Below are 18028 nucleotides of genomic sequence, written 5' to 3'. Positions count from 1 at the left end.
TCTTTTTTATATTATATACCTGTTAATTGTAACAATAAAAATTATGTATATTTAATTTATTAATTTTTTTATATCATACAGAATGTTCTGTAAAATTATGTGTTTTAATATGATTTATTATAAATTATCCATTTTAAGAGTATGTATTTCTTGTATACCTTTCTTATGTCCTATTTTAAAAATTTTAGGTTGTAAATAATTGATTTAAAAAGAAAAATAAGAATATTACAATTTTTATTGTATAAAATAGATCTTATTTTAAGATGTTTTAATATTCGGAAATAAAATCTTTATTATTATAATTTAAAATAATAGTTTACGAATGAAATAATAAAACATTATAATTATTTTTATAATACAACTTAATATTGTATGAATTATAATAAAATTATTTTATACATATGATAATAAAATTATTTTAATAATATTAGAATATTATTTTTTTTAGATAATTTATAATTTTTTTATTTTCATTATTTTATGTTATATTTTTATAAAATATTTGAATGATTTTTAACTTTTATTAAAGTATCAAAGTATATTACATTTATTGTATGAATAGTTTTTTATATAAACAATACAATAAAAAACAAAATATGAAACAATACAATTATCCAATCATCAAAAAATTTCTTGATACTGATGCATATAAACTTCATATGCAACAAGCTATTTTTTATCACTATAAAAATGTTAATGTAGTTGCTCATTTTTTTTGTAGAGGAGAAAATTTTTTAGGTTGTTATGCAAACGTTTTATCAGAACAGATTAATATGATGAAATCTTTGTTTTTAAGTCATGAAGAATATATATATATGGCTTCTTTCCCTTTTTTTAAAAAAGAATATTTACATTGGTTAAAAAAATTTCGTTATAATATCTCGCAAGTGAAGATTAAAAATAATAAAGGACAATTAAATATTCGTATCAGTGGATTATGGAAAGAAGTGATACTATGGGAAGTACCTATTTTATCACTTATCAGTGAAATTTTTCATAATGATTTATCTCCTAAAATTAATTCTCAACTTGCTATTGAACATTTAGATACTAAATTAGTAAAATTTTTTAATTGTACAAAAAATTTAGATTTATCTCGTTTAAAAATTGTTGATTTTGGTACAAGAAGAAGGTTTTCTTATGATGTACAGTTATCTATTATTGCAAGATTAAAAAAAACATTTCCCTTTTTAATTGGATCTAGTAATTATCATATAGCTAGAATATTACAATTACAACCTGTGGGTACACAGGCACACGAATGGTTTCAAGCACATCAACAAATTAGTTCTGATTTAAAAAATAGTCAAATTTTAGCTTTAAAAACATGGTTATATCAATACAAGAGTCATCTTAATATTGCTCTGACAGATTCAATTAATATGGATGCATTTTTAAATGATTTTAATTTTAGTTTGGCTTCTTCTTATAGAGGAATTAGACATGATTCTGGAGATCCAGTTAAATGGGCTCAAAAAGCTATTAAGCATTATGAAAAGTTAGGTATCAATCCTTTAACTAAAACATTATTATTTTCTGATAATTTAAATTTTGACAAGATTATATCTTTATATAAGAAATTTAATAAAACAATTAATATTGTATTTGGGATAGGAACACAATTGACTTGTGATATTCCATATGTTAAACCTTTAAATATAGTAATTAAATTAGTTAAATGTAATGGAAAACCTGTTGCTAAAATATCTGATAGTCCAGGTAAAACATTTTGTTTAGATGCACATTTTTTAAAAATGTTATGCAAAACATTTAATGTATCATTAAAAAAATAAATAGAATAAAAATTCTAAAAAATTTTATTTTTCAAAAACAAGTATTGCTATAATTTGAAAATTAGTCATAGGAAATGTTGTATGAATGTAGTATCAATATCAAATATATATAAAGATGATATTATAGTGAATAGTGTAATTACTGTATGTGGATGGGTTAAAAGTTGTAGAAGTTCAAAATTAGGATTTTCTTTTATTTCTATTTATGATGGTTCATGTCTCCAATCTATACAAATTGTTGCAAAAGATATTTTATATAATTATCGTAAAGATATATTACAGTTAACAACTGGATGTGCTGTGAGAGCTACTGGAAAATTAATATTATCAATTGGTAAAAAACAAAAATATGAAATTCAATTAAAAGTAATCAATGTTCTTGGTTGGGTTGAAAATGCAGATACTTATCCAATATCTGCTAAAAAACATAGTCTAGAACATTTAAGAAAAGTAGCACATTTAAGATCAAGAACAAATCTAATAGGTGTAATATCTCGAATAAGACACCATGTCATGCAATCATTACATCGTTTTTTTTGTGAAAATTATTATCTTTGGGTTCCAACACCTATTGTAACTAGTTTAAATACTGAAGGTGCAGGAGAGATGTTTCGTGTCTCGACATTAGACATGAATAATATTCCTAAAAATAAAGATGGATCCGTTAATTTTAAAAAGGATTTTTTTGGAAAAGAATCTTTTTTAACTGTTTCGGGTCAGTTAAATATAGAAACATATGCTTGTTCTTTATCAAAAGTGTATACCTTTGGTCCTACTTTTCGAGCAGAAAACTCTAATACTACACGTCATTTAGCAGAATTTTGGATGTTAGAAGTAGAATCAGCTTTTTCAAATTTAAATGATATATCAGATTTTTCTGAAGACATGTTAAAATATATTTGTCAATCTGTTTTAAAAAATTGTCTTTCAGATATAGATTTTCTTGAAAAAAATATTGATACTAATATAGTACATCGTTTAGAAAAATTATTATCATCTAATTTTATACGTATAGATTATATAGATGCTGTAAAAATTTTATGTGAATCTAAAGTTAAATTTCAAGAATCTGTTTTTTTAGGAATAGATTTATCTTCAGAACATGAACGTTTTCTTGTAGAAAAATATTTTAAAAATACTGTGATAATTAGAAATTATCCTAAAGAATTAAAAGCATTTTATATGAGATTAAATAATGATAATAAAACTGTTGCGGCTATGGATTTATTAGTTCCTAATATTGGAGAGTTAATTGGTGGCTCGCAACGTGAAGAACGTATTGAAATTTTAGATCAACGTTTATTAGAATTGGACTTAAACAAAGAAGATTATTGGTGGTATCGTGATCTTCGTCGATATGGCACAGTGCCGCATTCAGGCTTTGGCATGGGTTTTGAACGATTACTTTCTTATATCACTGGTGTTTCAAATATAAGAGATGTTATTCCATTTCCACGTACTGCCAAAAATGCTAATTTTTAATTATAATATTATTTTTGATAGTCTTTTATTAAGATATTTATTCACATACAGTATTTATGTGTATAAAATACTTGTAAAATAAATAATTCTTATTATTTTTATAAATTAATATTGATTTAAATTATTTTTACTAAAAGGTAGTAATAAAAATTATGAAAAATCGTAAATCTTTAGCAATTATCATACCTATGTTATTAGCTACTACTAATAGTATTCATGCCACAGAGATTTTTAATAAAAATGGTAATCAAATTGAACTATATGGTAGTATTAATCCTAATTATAAATTATCTCATGGTTTTTTATCAACCAATATTACTTCTAATGAAGACAGTACTAATGCTATTTTAGGTGTATCAGGAAAAATAAATATTACTGATGAATTATTCAGTTATGCTGCAATTGAATATAAAACAGATTTTACAAATTTAGAAAAATTATCGAATATGAAACATTCTAATGCAGTACGTCTAGGATATGCTGGTTTTAAATATGGAAACTGGGGTTCGATAGATTATGGACGTAATTATGGGATTTTTCATGATGTTGAATCACTAACAAATCATATACCATATGTTAATAAAAATAGTTTTTTTAATAATAATGATCATTATATGATAGGTCGAAATAATAGTTTATTAACTTATAGAAATAATAACATTTTTGGTTTAGTTGATGGAGTGAGTGTTGCATTGCAATACCAAGATGAAGCTAAAAATAGAACAGATAAAAAACAAAATGGTATGACTTGGGGTGCTTCTGTAAAATATGAAACTGATGTAGGTTTAACTGCAATTGCTTCATTTTTTTCTTCTCCAAAAATTCACATTAATAATGACAACAATAACAACAATAATGATAATCTTGCTTCTGTTGGAGCATATGGATTAGGTGTTAAATATAATACAAATGATATTTATATTGCTGCTTTTTATGGTGAAGCACGTAATTTAATACCAGTAGATATTATGAATCAAAATAATAATGATAACAATAATAATCAATCAAACGAACAAAAATATATTAATAAAACACAAAATATTGAAGCTATTGCAGAATATGATTTTCATTCTGGATTTCATTCTTCTTTAAGTTATTTAGATTCAAAAGGACAAAATTTTAATGTTCAAGATGATCCAAATAGACAGAATATAGCATTTGAAAAAGAAATAAATATTTCTACACGTTATGAATTTAATAAAAATATTTCTACATATATGAATTATAAAATTAATTTATTAAAAAATGATCATGTTGAAAATAATCAAAATCAAAATCAAAATCAAAATAATTCTGCAGACAATACTATTGGTGCTGGAATAGTTTATCAGTTTTAATTTTTTTAAAGTTGTCTTATTATTTAAAAAATAAATATAATATTTATATATTAAGAGTCAGAACTTTCTACTAAATATTATAAATAGTAATATTAATTTTCTTTTAAAAAATAATTATATATGAATTTATATGAATTTTAGTAGAAAAGGCTGCTCTTAATAAAAGATAAAGTTTATTAAATTAATAGACATAAAAATTAAATATAAAAATATTTTTTTTTAAAATATGTGTTTTATTTAACATTTTTATATACTACTTTAAGTAATACAATTTTTCTGTTTTTGTAAACATTATTTCTCCAGTTTTCACTAACACTAGTTCTACTTTTATTTCATAAGAATTATTTTTATCTAAAATAGTACTATTTAGATAATATTTTACATGATTTTGACGAGCTAATAACATAGAAACATTATTGTCTAAATGATTATTTATATTTAATATTCCTAATTTTTTTTTATTTTCTTCAATAATTTTTTTTTCAAGAAAATAAATATTTTTATTTTTTTGAAATAATTTTTTCTTGATTAAATTTATTAAATTTTCTTCATTAAAAATCAGATTTGTGTTATTTTTTTGAACATCGACAAAAAATAATGTATTCTCATAAAAAGATATATTTTTTGATTGTGTTATTTTTGTAATTATATTTTCTATAGCAGTATCAAAATCTAATAAAATTAAATTGGTATTGTTTTTTTGTATAATACTATCGTTTATATGATTAGAAACATGACAACCATTTAAAAAAAACATAACATAAAAAATTAAAAAGAAATATTTATTCAAAATTTGTCCTTCAATCATTTTAAAATATGTCAGTTATCATCATGTTTTAATATTAATATAAAAATTTAAGTTTTTCTCCACCTAGTAAATGCATATGAAGATAATTAATTTCTTGTCCTCCATTTTTATTACAATTAATAATAATTTTATATCCTGTTTGACTAATTTTTTCTTTTTTAGCAATTTTTACAGCAATATAAAACATATGTGCTAAAATATATTTATTATTTTTATTAATTTCATTAGATGATGCAATAAAACAATTAGGTACAATTAAGATATGTACTGGTGCTTTTGGTTTTATATCTGTAAATGCAGTTACTTTATGATCTTGATATACAATATTAGCTGAAATTTTATTATTAATAATTTTTTTGAAAATTACACCATCTTCCATTATAAAGATCCTTGAATTTTTTATATTTTTTTTATATATTCATCTATTTCTGTTTTAATATTTTCAGATCTTGTTCCAAATACAATTTGTATCCCTAATCCTGAAATGATTACGCCTGCGGCTCCAATATTCTTTAGATTATCTTGATTTACTTTAGAAATTTCTAAAACAGTAATTCTTAATCGTGTAATACATGCATCTAAATTCTGAATATTATTTTTCCCTCCTAATGCATCAATAATATATGGAGCTATTTCATTATTATTTTTTTTTAAAACGTGATTTATTACATTTTCACGTCCAGGTGTATATAAATTAAAATTAATAATGATAAAATAAAACAGACTATAATATAATAATCCATAGAACAATCCGACAATGGGAAAAAGAAAAATATGATGACTATTTCCACTCAATACTATAAAATCTATTAAACCATGTGAAAAACTCGTTCCTGAACGCATATCTAAAAAAATACATAATGGAAAAGATAATCCTGCTAGAATAGAATGGATAACATATAGTATTGGTGCAACAATAATAAATGAAAACTCAATAGGCTCAGTAATACCAGTAAGAAAAGCAGTTAATGCTGCTGAAATCATAATACTACCTATTTTTTTTTTATTTTCTTTTTTAGCTGTATGCCATATTGCTAAAGCAGCACCTGGAAGACCATACATTTTAAAAATAAAACCTCCTGATAAATTACCAGCAGTAGAATCTCCAGCCATATATCTTGCAATATCTCCATGAAAGACTTGTCCTATAGAATTAGTATATTCACCAATTTGCATTTGGAATGGTACATTCCATATATGATGTAATCCAAATGGAACAAGTGCTCTTTCTACTAATCCGTATAAAGCAAAAGCTAGGATAGGATTTTGATATGCTGCCCATTGTGAAAAAATCTGTATACCTTGACCAATAGGCGGCCATATTATAGATAATATTACACCTATTAATATTGCAGATAATCCTGAAATAATAGGTACAAATCTTTTTCCAGAAAAAAAACCTAAATATTCAGGTAATTGAATACGATAAAATTTATTAAACATATATGCGGCGATAGCACCCGCAATAATTCCTCCTAATATACCAGTATCAGCAAGATGTTGATGCATTATAGTATCAATATTTGTATGTAAAATAATTGGTTCAACTGCATTTAATGTTTGAATTAGAATTCCATAGGACACTACTGCAGCTAATGCTGCAACACCATCGTTTTTTGTAAAACCAAGAGCTACACCAATAGAAAAAATTAATGGCATATTTGTAAAAACAGAACCTCCTGTTTGAGCCATAATTTCAGAAAGAATATCTGGTAATAAAATAAAATGTGCTGATCCTATTCCGAGTAATATTCCTGCAATAGGTAATACTGAAACAGGTAACATTAGTGATTTACCAACCTTTTGTAGGTTTGCAAATACATTTTTAAACATATTCAAAAGACTCCTAAATATATATCAAATTTTTTCATAAATTATATGTTATGTTGTAATTGAAAGAGTTTATAAAAATTATTTGTTGTAATTTTCGCAACAGTTTTTATATCTATTTTTTTTATTATAGATATTTTTTTTGCTATATTAAACAAATGAGCCGGCTGATTTTCTTTTCCTCTATACGGAACTGGTGATAAATATGGGGAATCTGTTTCGATTAATAAACGTTCTAAAGGTATTTTTTTTATAGTTTTGCATAGTTCTATAGAATTTTTAAAAGTAATAATGCCAGAACAAGAAATATAAAAACCTAATTCTAATAATTTTAATGCTGCATTAAAATTTTCATTAAAAGAATGTAATATACCTGTACATTTTTCTGCATGTTCTTCTTGTAATATTTTAATGGTATCATGCATTGCATTACGTGAATGCACTATAATTGGTTTTTTTAATTTGATTGCAATTCTAATATGTTCGCGAAAAAAATCTTTTTGTATATTTTTATTTTCAGGATTATAATAATAATCTAAACCTGTTTCACCTATTGCAATTACACGCTTAATATTTGATAATTTTTTTATGATATTAAAACAATCTTCTTGTTTATCAAAATGATTTAATTCTTTTGTGCAGTTTAAAGGATGTATACCACAAGAATAAAAAATATTATGATATTGTTCAAATAAATTTTGAATTTTATGAAAATTTCTTATAGAAGTAGAGACTGTTAAAAATTTCTTGACATAATTTATAGAAGACTTGAGTAACATATCTTTTATACTTTTATGTAATAGATGATAATTTAATCTATCAAGGTGGCAATGTGAGTCAATTAAGAACATAATAATATTATCGCTTTTATATAAAATTTAGTTTTTTAATATGTTATTTAAAATTTTTTCCCATTTCAGTAATTGTTCTAATAATAACAACTCATGGTTAATCCCAGATATTTTAAGAAATCTATGTTTGCAATGCATCCAAGTACGTATACTAAAGTCTAAAATAATATTTGTATGATGATCAGAAAGAAATTGAATTAATTTTATTTGATCGAAATTAATTAAATAATTTTTTTGATTAAAATTTAATTTAATGGCATCAAATAATAACAGACAAATCCAATCAATTTTAATTATAGTATTATTTGTTTGTAATATAGGTAGTATTTTTACTAAATCATGTTTTTTAAAAGCACTATCTAATGATTGAAAAAAACATGTTCTTTCTGTCCACATATTTCCGTTAATAAATTTTTTTGCAGATATAGGAGATCCTTGATTGATACGTAATGCTGTTAAAGATAATGTATTATTTTGTTTTGTTTCTTGTTTTAACCAATTAAGACTTTCTTTTTCTGATGGAAGAAATAATTTATAAATAAGACAACGACTATTTAATGTAGAAAAATAATTTAGATCTCTATAATTAATAAGAAAAAACCAAGTATTTTTTGGAGGTTCTTCTAAAGTTTTTAAAAATGCATTAGCTGCTGATTCTGTAATTTTTTCAATATCAGATAAAAAAATAATTTTACATCCACCTTGTTGTGAATATTGAAAGATTTTTTCATTAATAATACGAATCGTATCTATATTGCAGTAATTTTTTTTATGATTAATGCAATTATACCAATCAGGGTGATTATTAGAAGACATCAGTTGACATCCATGACACTCGTTACAAAAATGTATTCCTTTTGGTTGAAGACACAACAACCATCGACTAATAAACCAAATTAATAAAGATGCTCCTATTCCTCTTTGAGTTTTGAGTAAAATAGCATGATGATTTTTTTTTTTCTTATGTTGTTGAATAATATTATTATAAGGTTTTATTAACCAAGGATATAATTTCATATAATTTGTTTGTTTAACCAAATTAATATTGTTTTTGTAAGATTTTTATTAACTTGATCAAGATTCACGTTAGCATTAATTATTATACTTTTTTTATCTAATTTTATATTTTTTAAATAACTATTTCTAGCTTTTTTAAAAAATTCTAAAGATCGATTTTCAATTATATCTAATGAATGTCTATTTAATATTCTTTTTAAACCGATATCTGGAAATACATCTAAATAAACAGTTAAATCTGGATTACAATCATGTAAAAATAGTGATTTTAGTTGATCAATTACTGTTCTTTTGATTCCTAATCCACCTCCTTGATAAGCTATTGAAGATAAATCATGACGATCTGAAATTACCCATATTCCTTTTTTTAATGCAGGTTTTATTTTTTTTTGAACTAATTGAATTCTTGCTGCATACATTAATAATAATTCTGTTTCTTTAGTTAGTTTATCAGAATGAAATTTTTTTTTAATTAGTTTTCTTATAACTTCTGCAATTAGTGTACTTCCTGGTTGACGTACTAATAATATATTATTAATATTATATTTTTTTAATATATTTTTAATATGTATACATGCACAAGTTTTTCCTGCACCTTCTAATCCTTCTACTACGATAAATTTATTTTTTATCATTTTAAAGTATTGATTAATGTTATATTTTTGTAAGTGTTTTATATAAATTTTTATAAAATTTGTTAAAATTATTTATTTTTCAAATGATAATTATTAATATAATCAATTGTTTTTTGTATTGTAGTAATTTTCTCTGCTTCTTCATCTGAGATTTCAATATCAAATTCTTCTTCTAAAGCCATAATTAGTTCTACTGTATCTAAAGAATCGGCTCCAAGATCTTCTATAAAGGAAGTGTGATTGAAAAGATTTTCTTCTTTTACATCTAGTTTTTCTACAATTATTTTTTTGATTCTTTTTTCAACGTTATTCATTTTTAAATATCTTTATAGTTAGTATAGTGAAAATTAATTTTTTAAATGTTTATAGAAATAAAAATTGACTATGCAACATTGTATATGATTACATCATATACATGCCTCCATTTATATGTAAGGTATGTCCAGTAATATAAGATGCTTTGTTTGATGTTAAAAATATCACGGCATGAGCTATTTCTTCTTTATATCCCGTTCTTTTAACAGGAATATTAGATAAATATTTTTGATATTGTTTGAAACTTAATGTATTAGTAAAATTTGTATTAATAAAGCCAGGTGAAATAATATTTACAGTAATACCTTTTGATGCTACTTCTAATGCTAATGATTTATGTAATCCTATTAATCCGGATTTTGAGGCACTATAATTGACTTGACCTTTGTTTCCTATATTAGCAATGATTGAACCAATAGTAATGATTCTACCTTGTCTTTTTCTAATCATAGAACCAATAACAGATTTTACAAGATAAAATACTGATGATAAATTGATTTGTATAACATCTTCCCATTCTGTTTTTGTCATTTTTATTAATAAATTATCTTTTTTAATGCCGGCATTATTAATTAAAATATCAATAGAATATTGTTTTTTATAAATTTCTTTCATTGTTTCAATAATTGAATCAGTATTTTTTAAATTTAAAATTATACCAAATCCATTTTTTTTTGAATAATTATTAATTTTTTCTACGCCGTCTTCTGTAGTAGAAGTTCCAATAATTTGAATACCTTGTTTAATTAATGTTTTTGCTATAGTTTTTCCGATTCCTCGATTTGCACCTGTAATTAACGCGGTTTTTTTATTTTTTTTCATTTTTTTATTAAATTAATTGTATTGAATGCAGTTGAGAAATTTTTTAAATTTTTAGTATTAAATGCAATAATGTTATGGTCTTTTTTATTTAAATTGGTTAAAATTTGATTCGGTCCAATTTCTAACATTGTAAAAATTTTTTTTGATTTTATGAAATCTATAATTTCTTTCCATCTTACAGTACTATAAATTTGTCTTAATAATGCATTTTTTATGTTTTTTTTGGTATATTCAATTGCAACATCTACATTGTTAATTACTGGAATTTTGGGTGGTTTTATAGTAATAATATTTAAAAGTTTTTCTATTTTTTTAGATACTGGTTTCATGAATATTGAATGAGCAGGTATATTAACATTAATTTTTAATATATGTTTTGCACCTAATTTTTTACAATTTGAAGATACTTTCTTTACAGCAGATTCATCTCCTGAAATAACAATTTGATCATTAGAGTTGATACTAGCTAAAGACACTATTTTTCTTTTTTTTGATATCATTTCACATATATATTGAATTTTTTTTTTATCTATACCAATAATTGCTTGCATTGAATATGATTTGTTTTTTGTAATTTTTTGCATTAATTTTCCTCGTAAAAAAACAATATTTAATGCATCTAAAAATTTAATAGAACTAGAGCATACTAATGCTGAATATTCACCTAAACTATGTCCAGACATAAACAATGGAGATATTCCTTTTTGGTATTTCCAAAAACGATATATTGCATATGAAGCAGTTAATATCGCGACTTGAGTATATTGACTTTTTTTTAATTGCTGTTCAGGTCCTTCTTTTATTAGTTTTAATAAATCATAGTGTATATAATCTGATGCTTTATTAAAAGTATTTTGAAAGATATTATTTTTTTCATTATAAAAAAAGGAAGATAACATTCCGATATATTGCGAACCTTGTCCTGGAAACAACATTACAAATGAAGTCATTATAATTACCATTTTTATTAAAAATTAATATTTTTAGATAATAAAATTATTTTCTTTAGTAAGATTAGTGCAACTTATTGAATAATATAAAGATTTCTTATTCCTTGAATAATTAAATTTATTTTATTTTTTCATATAAATATTGAATTAAAATAATATACAATTTATGTATTATTTATATAATTTTTTTACAATGGTACTATAATAGTACCATTTTTTTTATTTTTTTTTATATGACTTTTTTCCCTTTATAATAGCCTTTAGTAGTAATATGGTGTCGAATATGTATTTCATTAGAAAATTTATCTATAGATAAAGTGGATTTTAATAAAGAGTCATGAGAGCGTCTCATACCTCTTTTAGAACGAGTTGGTTTACTTTTTTGAACTGCCATATATTATAATTCTCATTTTTATGTTAAATATTGATATATTAATTTATTTTAGAAATTTCTTTGTATAAACTATATCATATTATTTAAATAATTTTGAAATTCTCTATCTAGTGGAGCAGTAATAAAAGTTATATTTCCATTTTTTGGATGTATAAAATTAATTTTATAAGAATGAAGTAATAATCTACATATACTGATTTTATTTTTTATATGAGCATCTAAATTATTTTTACCATAACGTTTATCAAACAATATTGGATGTCCTGCATGTAAAGCATGTGCACGAATTTGATGTGTTCTACCAGTTTTAGGAATAATTGATAATAAAGTTGATTTAGAAAATGTTTTTTTAATATAAAAATAAGTTTCTGAAGGTTTTCCATTTGGATTAATTAAGACTTTTTTTTCATTATTTTGAAATTTTACTTTTAACAGCGGTTCTGAAATTTTTTTTATGTTAATTGGCCATGTACCATGTACTAATGCTATGTATTCTTTTTCTATTTTTTTTTCTCGTAATTGTTTATGTAAAAATACTAAAGATTGGCGTTTTTTTGCTATTATTAAAATACCTGATGTTTCACGATCAATTCGATGTACAAGTTCAAGAAATTTATCTAATGGACGTAATTTACGAAAATATTCTATAACTCCAAAAGTACAGCCGCTACCACCATGTACTGCGATTCCTGAAGGTTTGTTAATGATTAATAGATCGTTGTCTTCATATAAAATACTATTTAATAAAATTTTTGCATTGTTTAAAGGAAAAAAACTTTTTTTTGGATGATATAAAATTTTTATTGGTGGAATTTTTAATATGTCTCCAGTTTGTAGTTTGTAATATGGCTGAATTTTTTTATCATTAATTCGAACTTTTCCTGTTCTAATAATACGATAAATCATACTTTTAGGTACATTTTTAAATTTACCATGCATAAAATTATCTATTCTTTGATTTATCATATCTTTATCAATATGTGTAATAGATGTAGATGTAATTTTATATTTCATTAAAAATTCGATTTTCAAGTAATTTTAATTTTTATTTATTATAATATATTTATGTATATAAATATATTAATTATATTTTGATATATATTTTTTGAAAATATATATATTTATATATAATAATTTATGAATACATTCATTTTGTAGTGTTATTTAGAAAATATTATATAGTATTCGGTTAATGATGATTTCAAATGAAGTGAATATTGTAATAGTTTTATATTTCCTGTTGATGTTTTTACTTATTTATAAAAATAAGAGAGAAAAAGTTATAATGAAAAGAATGTTAATTAATGCAACTCAGCAGGAAGAGTTGCGTGTAGCTTTAGTTGATGGTCAACGTTTATATGATCTTAATATAGAAAATTCTGGATCTGAATCAAAAAAATCAAATATATACAAAGGAAAAATCACTCGCATAGAACCTAGTTTAGAAGCTGCTTTTGTAGATTATGGTGAAAAAAAAAATGGGTTTTTACCATTAAAAGAAGTTTCTCAAGAGTATTTTCCAGAAAAATATATTTATAATTTAGGTTCTAATATTAAAGAAATTTTACAAGAAGGACAAGAAATTATTGTTCAAATAAATAAAGAAGAACGAGGTAATAAAGGCGCATCTTTAACTACTTTTATTAGTTTATCAGGAAGTTATTTAGTACTTATGCCTAATAATCCTAAATCCGGTGGTATTTCAAGAAGAATTAAAGGTGATGATAGATTAGTATTAAAAGAATTATTTAATTTATTAAAATTTCCTAAAGATATGGGTTTAATTATTAGAACTGCTGGTGCAGGAAAATCTATAGATTCATTAAGATGGGATTTATCACTAAGATTAAAGCATTGGAGAAAAATTCAAAAACTAGCAAATAGTGTAAAAGCACCATTTTTAATTCATCAAGAAAGTAATATTATTGTACGTGCGTTTAGAGATTATTTATGCCAAGATATTGGAGAAATTTTAATTGATAATCCTACAATATTAGAATTAGCACGAAAACATATTAGTTTTTTAGGTCGTCCAGATTTCACTAATAAAATCAAATTATATACTGGAAATATTCCTCTTTTTAGTTATTTTCAGATTGAAACACAAATTAATTCTGCTTTTCAAAGAAAAGTTAGATTGCCTTCTGGCGGTTCAATAATGGTTGATAGTACTGAAGCTTTAACAGCTATTGATATTAACTCTTCTCGTTCTAAAATTGGAACAGATATTGAATCTACAGCATTTAATACTAATCTGGAAGCAGTTGATGAAATTTCTCGTCAATTGCGTTTACGCGATTTAGGAGGTTTGATAGTTATTGATTTTATAGACATGTCTCCTATTAGTCATCAACGAGCAATTGAAAATCGATTACGTGAAATTGCACGAGAAGATCGTGCACGTATTCAAATTGGTCAAATTTCTCGATTTGGTTTGTTAGAAATGTCTCGACAAAGATTAAGTTCATCTTTAGGTGAATCTAGTCATCATATTTGTCCACGATGTACAGGTTCAGGAACTATTAGAGATAACGAATCACTGTCTTTATCTATTTTACGTGTAATTGAAGAAGAAGCTTTAAAAGAAAATACGCACGAAGTACGAGCAGTGGTTCCTATAGAAATTGCATGTTATTTATTGAATGAAAAACGTGAAGCAGTATATGCTATTGAAAAACGTCAAGCAGGTGGTAAAACCATTATTATTCCTAGTAAAAAAATGAAAACACCACATTATTCTATTTCTCGGATTAAAAAAGGTGAGAGTAAGAATTTTCCTAATTATACTTATTCTAATACTAAAAATAATAAAATCGCAAATTTTTTAAAAGAAAAAATTCTTACAACTAAACAGAAAAAAAAAATAAATTATACTGATTGTATTCCTTTAAATGAAAATGAAAATATAATACAAAAAAAAGAAATACACAAAAAATATACTTATCAAGATGTTTTTTTAAAAAAGATTTTAAAAATTAATATCAATTATATATTTAAGTTAATAAACTGGTTTAAAAATATCTTCATTACTACTAATATTTTAAAAAAAAATACTTTTCAAAATAAAAATACATTATGTCAAAACAAGATTGAAAATGTAGTTGCAAAAAATCCATTTTCTGCATTATTTAGAAAAGAGGATGTTTTTGATTTAAAAAAAATGTATTATTTTTGTTCAAAATACATGATGCAATTATTAGAGAATAAACAATTAGCAATTTCTGATGAATATAATTTACTATATAATATTAAAAAACAAGAAAACAATATTAAAAAATATGATTTAGAAAATAAATGTTGTGATGAAAATATTATCTTAAATAAAGATATATTAAAAAAATATAATGATATTCATAGTATAAAATATAATTCTAAAATTTATTCATGTTTTTATACTTCTAATATTTTTAAAAATCAAATTATATATCACTATAATAATTTTTTAAATTTTTCTCAAATACCATATCCTATATATAATGTTACTTTAAAAGTATTTTTGCAATTAAGATTAAATAGAACATCAGTAAATTACCCTAGTGTAATATTAAATACTGATAAATCATTAAAGAAAAATATTTTAAAAAAAAAAACTAACATATTTCGTCAATGTAAAAATAAAAAAATTATTAGAAATAAACATTCTTATAAATCAAAAAAAATAATCACTAAAGTAAATATTTTAAAAAAAAATATAGAAAATAAATATCCAATTCAAATAGTTATGCCTTCAAAATTATTTTTAAATTTTAGAAAAAAAAAGATATTGATCTCAGAAAAACATAATTTATATTTTAAACAATCTCTCATAAGAGATAATAAAAAAAATCAATCTAGTGCTCCTATCACCAAAATATCTAATAATTTATATTTACATCAAACACAACAAACTTTTCAATTTAATTTATTGATGATACATTTGAATTATCAAAGAAAAAATTCTGCAGGAGTACATATTGCTGAAAATTTTTCTTATTATCCTGTTTCAAAACCTAAAATATAACATTTTTATTAATATTAATAGATAAATGAATATTTTGAAAAAATAATTTAAAATTTTCATTAGTATAAAAAATAAAAACTTACTTAAAAGTAAGTTTTTATTTTTTATCATAATAGATAAATTTAAATTAACTATATGCGTCGATTATCTCATTAAAAATATTTTCTGCTGTTTCTAAAACTTTTACGTTTGCAAGATAACATTCTTGCTCATAATTTAAATCACTATAATCTTTATCAATATTATCAGACATAGCAATTTTTTTATTTTCGAGTATTTTAATCATATTTTTTTTAAAAGGCAGTTTTTCTTCAAGAAGATTATATTTATAAGATAAAGACTTAGAAAATTTTTGATAAGATTGATCTAATTGTTCTTGACGATTGAATAAAACGTCTTCATTAAATTTATTGATTATAAGAGTATTGTTATTATGTTCATTATTGTTCTTTTCTGGGAGTGAAAATGAAAATGGATCATGAGAATTAAATGACAATTCTAATGTTTCTAATGTTTTAGAATATGGTTTAATCATATAAATATCGCCATCAGCATTTTTCCCTTCTATAAAAAACTGCATCCCACCAAAATTCATTGATGTTAGATTATCTTTTTGATGTACGGTACATGGTATTGTAGTATAATCTATTAATTTTGTTACTGTCCAAGTGTCATCTTTAAAATATACAACGTAATCAGTATCTTGTGCATCACGACAACCGTACCATTTTACATATGTATTTGTTGATGATAAATTAGTAGAACTTGCTGTACTTTCTGGATCACTAAAATTAAAAACTTTTTTTCCATTATTTCTAAAAATATCATATCCTAATGCATGGTATTCATTAATGCTATCAGCAAAATTTACTGTGAGTTGTCCTATTTTATTTCTAGCATCATTTAATTCTCCTCTCCTAAATTGAAGAAGTGATCCTAAAACAGCGGTAGGAATCATATTTTCTATTTTTTTAGCTATTTGTTCACTACGATCAATATATCCTATACTAATATATTTATCATCAGATTCTGATGTTAATGGAATTAAATTTTGTTTATCATTATTATCTATAAGAGCAATACCATTATTTAAAGAAATTTTATAATCATCATGATTTTTAACAACTGTTACTCCAATTAAAGAATTTAATTCATCAACTAAGTTTTCTCTTTGTTCAATTAAACCATTAATTGTGTTGCGCATACGTGAAATAGGGAAATAACGTATATTCATAGTGATGTCATGAATTTCATCGATTAATGTATTAACTTTTGCTAAATTATTAATAATAGCTTCTTTAGTATCTTTTTCTAAAAAAGATAATTTTTTATCAAAATCTTTTATTGCAAAAGTAATATCACTTAATTTATTTCTAATATTTTGATCGACTGTATTTTTTTGATCTATAATAATATCTTTTTTTATTTGTTGATATACAGAATTAATCATTTCATTAAATATATTAGCTTTTTCGCAAAATAAATCTTCTAATTTTAGTAATTGTTCAATTTTAGTTTGTTCTTCTTGAATTTTTGAATCAGTTTTACGTTTTTCTTCTGTGATAAAATCATTGTAATTATCATATATTTCTTTTACTTTTAAGGCTGTAGTAGTATTAGTTTTCGAACCTTTTTCTATCGTATTTTCAACAAAAATACGTGTATTTGAGTTTTTCGCATGAGGATGATTAATTTTATCAACAGTATTATCAATCATAATTTTCATTGCATTTATACCAGCAATGGCAATATTGAATATAGAACTCATTTTTATTCTTCCTGTTTAATGAAATA

16 protein-coding genes are annotated in these 18028 nt (G+C 23.0%); 4 read left to right on the top strand and 12 right to left on the bottom strand.

The features are described from left to right. The first annotated feature begins 596 nt into the window (after window positions 1-596). The 3 genes from pncB to D9V74_RS01705 all read left to right on the top strand — a co-directional run bounded on the left by pncB (window position 597) and on the right by D9V74_RS01705 (window position 4612). Complete coding sequence (gene pncB, locus D9V74_RS01715; protein ID WP_158363118.1) at window positions 597-1793, top strand: nicotinate phosphoribosyltransferase; 1197 nt, start codon at window positions 597-599, stop codon at window positions 1791-1793. Window positions 1794-1874: 81 nt separating this feature from the next. Then, window positions 1875-3275 carry an asparagine--tRNA ligase gene (gene asnS, locus D9V74_RS01710; protein WP_158362709.1) on the top strand — a complete coding sequence of 467 codons (1401 nt, stop codon included), beginning with the start codon at window positions 1875-1877 and terminating at the stop codon, window positions 3273-3275. A 152-nt stretch (window positions 3276-3427) separates the two neighbouring features. Continuing rightward, a complete protein-coding gene (locus D9V74_RS01705; RefSeq protein WP_158362707.1) occupies window positions 3428-4612 on the top strand; it encodes a porin in 1185 nt (394 codons plus the stop codon). A 253-nt stretch (window positions 4613-4865) separates the two neighbouring features. Here the strand turns inward: D9V74_RS01705 and D9V74_RS01700 are convergent, their stop codons facing one another. The 11 genes from D9V74_RS01700 to rluC all read right to left on the bottom strand — a co-directional run bounded on the left by D9V74_RS01700 (window position 4866) and on the right by rluC (window position 13248). After that, window positions 4866-5402 carry a hypothetical protein gene (locus tag D9V74_RS01700; RefSeq protein ID WP_187308544.1) on the bottom strand — a complete coding sequence of 179 codons (537 nt, stop codon included), beginning with the start codon at window positions 5400-5402 and terminating at the stop codon, window positions 4866-4868. A 52-nt stretch (window positions 5403-5454) separates the two neighbouring features. Next, a complete protein-coding gene (locus D9V74_RS01695) occupies window positions 5455-5799 on the bottom strand; it encodes a histidine triad nucleotide-binding protein (protein WP_158362703.1) in 345 nt (114 codons plus the stop codon). 20 nt (window positions 5800-5819) lie between these two features. Next, window positions 5820-7253, bottom strand: coding sequence for a PTS glucose transporter subunit IIBC (gene ptsG, locus D9V74_RS01690; protein WP_158362701.1), 1434 nt, complete (start codon window positions 7251-7253; stop codon window positions 5820-5822). Window positions 7254-7294: 41 nt separating this feature from the next. Then, window positions 7295-8101 carry a TatD family hydrolase gene (locus D9V74_RS01685; protein WP_158362699.1) on the bottom strand — a complete coding sequence of 269 codons (807 nt, stop codon included), beginning with the start codon at window positions 8099-8101 and terminating at the stop codon, window positions 7295-7297. A 27-nt stretch (window positions 8102-8128) separates the two neighbouring features. Continuing rightward, window positions 8129-9118: a DNA polymerase III subunit delta' C-terminal domain-containing protein gene (locus tag D9V74_RS01680; protein WP_158362697.1), complete on the bottom strand. Its 990-nt coding sequence runs from the start codon at window positions 9116-9118 to the stop codon at window positions 8129-8131. After that, window positions 9115-9753, bottom strand: a complete 639-nt coding sequence (gene tmk, locus D9V74_RS01675; RefSeq protein ID WP_158362695.1) for a dTMP kinase — start codon at window positions 9751-9753, stop codon at window positions 9115-9117. Before tmk ends, D9V74_RS01680 begins: the two co-directional genes overlap by 4 nt. A 68-nt stretch (window positions 9754-9821) precedes the next feature. After that, the gene (acpP, locus tag D9V74_RS01670; RefSeq protein WP_158362693.1) at window positions 9822-10067 is read right to left on the bottom strand and encodes an acyl carrier protein; all 246 of its coding nucleotides are present in this window, start codon (window positions 10065-10067) and stop codon (window positions 9822-9824) included. A gap of 88 nt (window positions 10068-10155) precedes the next feature. After that, window positions 10156-10890, bottom strand: coding sequence for a 3-oxoacyl-[acyl-carrier-protein] reductase (fabG, locus tag D9V74_RS01665; RefSeq protein ID WP_158362691.1), 735 nt, complete (start codon window positions 10888-10890; stop codon window positions 10156-10158). Beyond that, window positions 10887-11840: an ACP S-malonyltransferase gene (gene fabD, locus D9V74_RS01660; protein WP_187308543.1), complete on the bottom strand. Its 954-nt coding sequence runs from the start codon at window positions 11838-11840 to the stop codon at window positions 10887-10889. Before fabD ends, fabG begins: the two co-directional genes overlap by 4 nt. A 229-nt stretch (window positions 11841-12069) precedes the next feature. Then, the gene (rpmF, locus tag D9V74_RS01655) at window positions 12070-12234 is read right to left on the bottom strand and encodes a 50S ribosomal protein L32 (protein ID WP_158362687.1); all 165 of its coding nucleotides are present in this window, start codon (window positions 12232-12234) and stop codon (window positions 12070-12072) included. A 69-nt stretch (window positions 12235-12303) separates the two neighbouring features. Next, window positions 12304-13248, bottom strand: coding sequence for a 23S rRNA pseudouridine(955/2504/2580) synthase RluC (rluC, locus tag D9V74_RS01650; protein ID WP_158362684.1), 945 nt, complete (start codon window positions 13246-13248; stop codon window positions 12304-12306). 271 nt (window positions 13249-13519) lie between these two features. Between rluC and rne the strand changes: the two genes are divergently transcribed. Then, complete coding sequence (gene rne, locus D9V74_RS01645; protein WP_158363115.1) at window positions 13520-16234, top strand: ribonuclease E; 2715 nt, start codon at window positions 13520-13522, stop codon at window positions 16232-16234. A gap of 127 nt (window positions 16235-16361) precedes the next feature. Here rne and D9V74_RS01640 read toward each other — a convergent pair whose 3' ends face one another. After that, window positions 16362-18002 (bottom strand): FlgK family flagellar hook-associated protein, encoded by a 1641-nt coding sequence (locus D9V74_RS01640; RefSeq protein WP_158362682.1) that lies wholly within the window; start codon window positions 18000-18002, stop codon window positions 16362-16364. Window positions 18003-18028 lie beyond the last annotated feature (26 nt).

The organism is Buchnera aphidicola (Macrosiphoniella sanborni) (genome assembly GCF_005080885.1).
In the GTDB taxonomy this organism is placed as follows: Bacteria; Pseudomonadota; Gammaproteobacteria; order Enterobacterales; family Enterobacteriaceae; genus Buchnera; species Buchnera aphidicola_AU.
The sequence above is the reverse complement of the archived record's forward strand: the minus strand, read 5'-3'. Positions and strand labels throughout refer to the sequence as shown.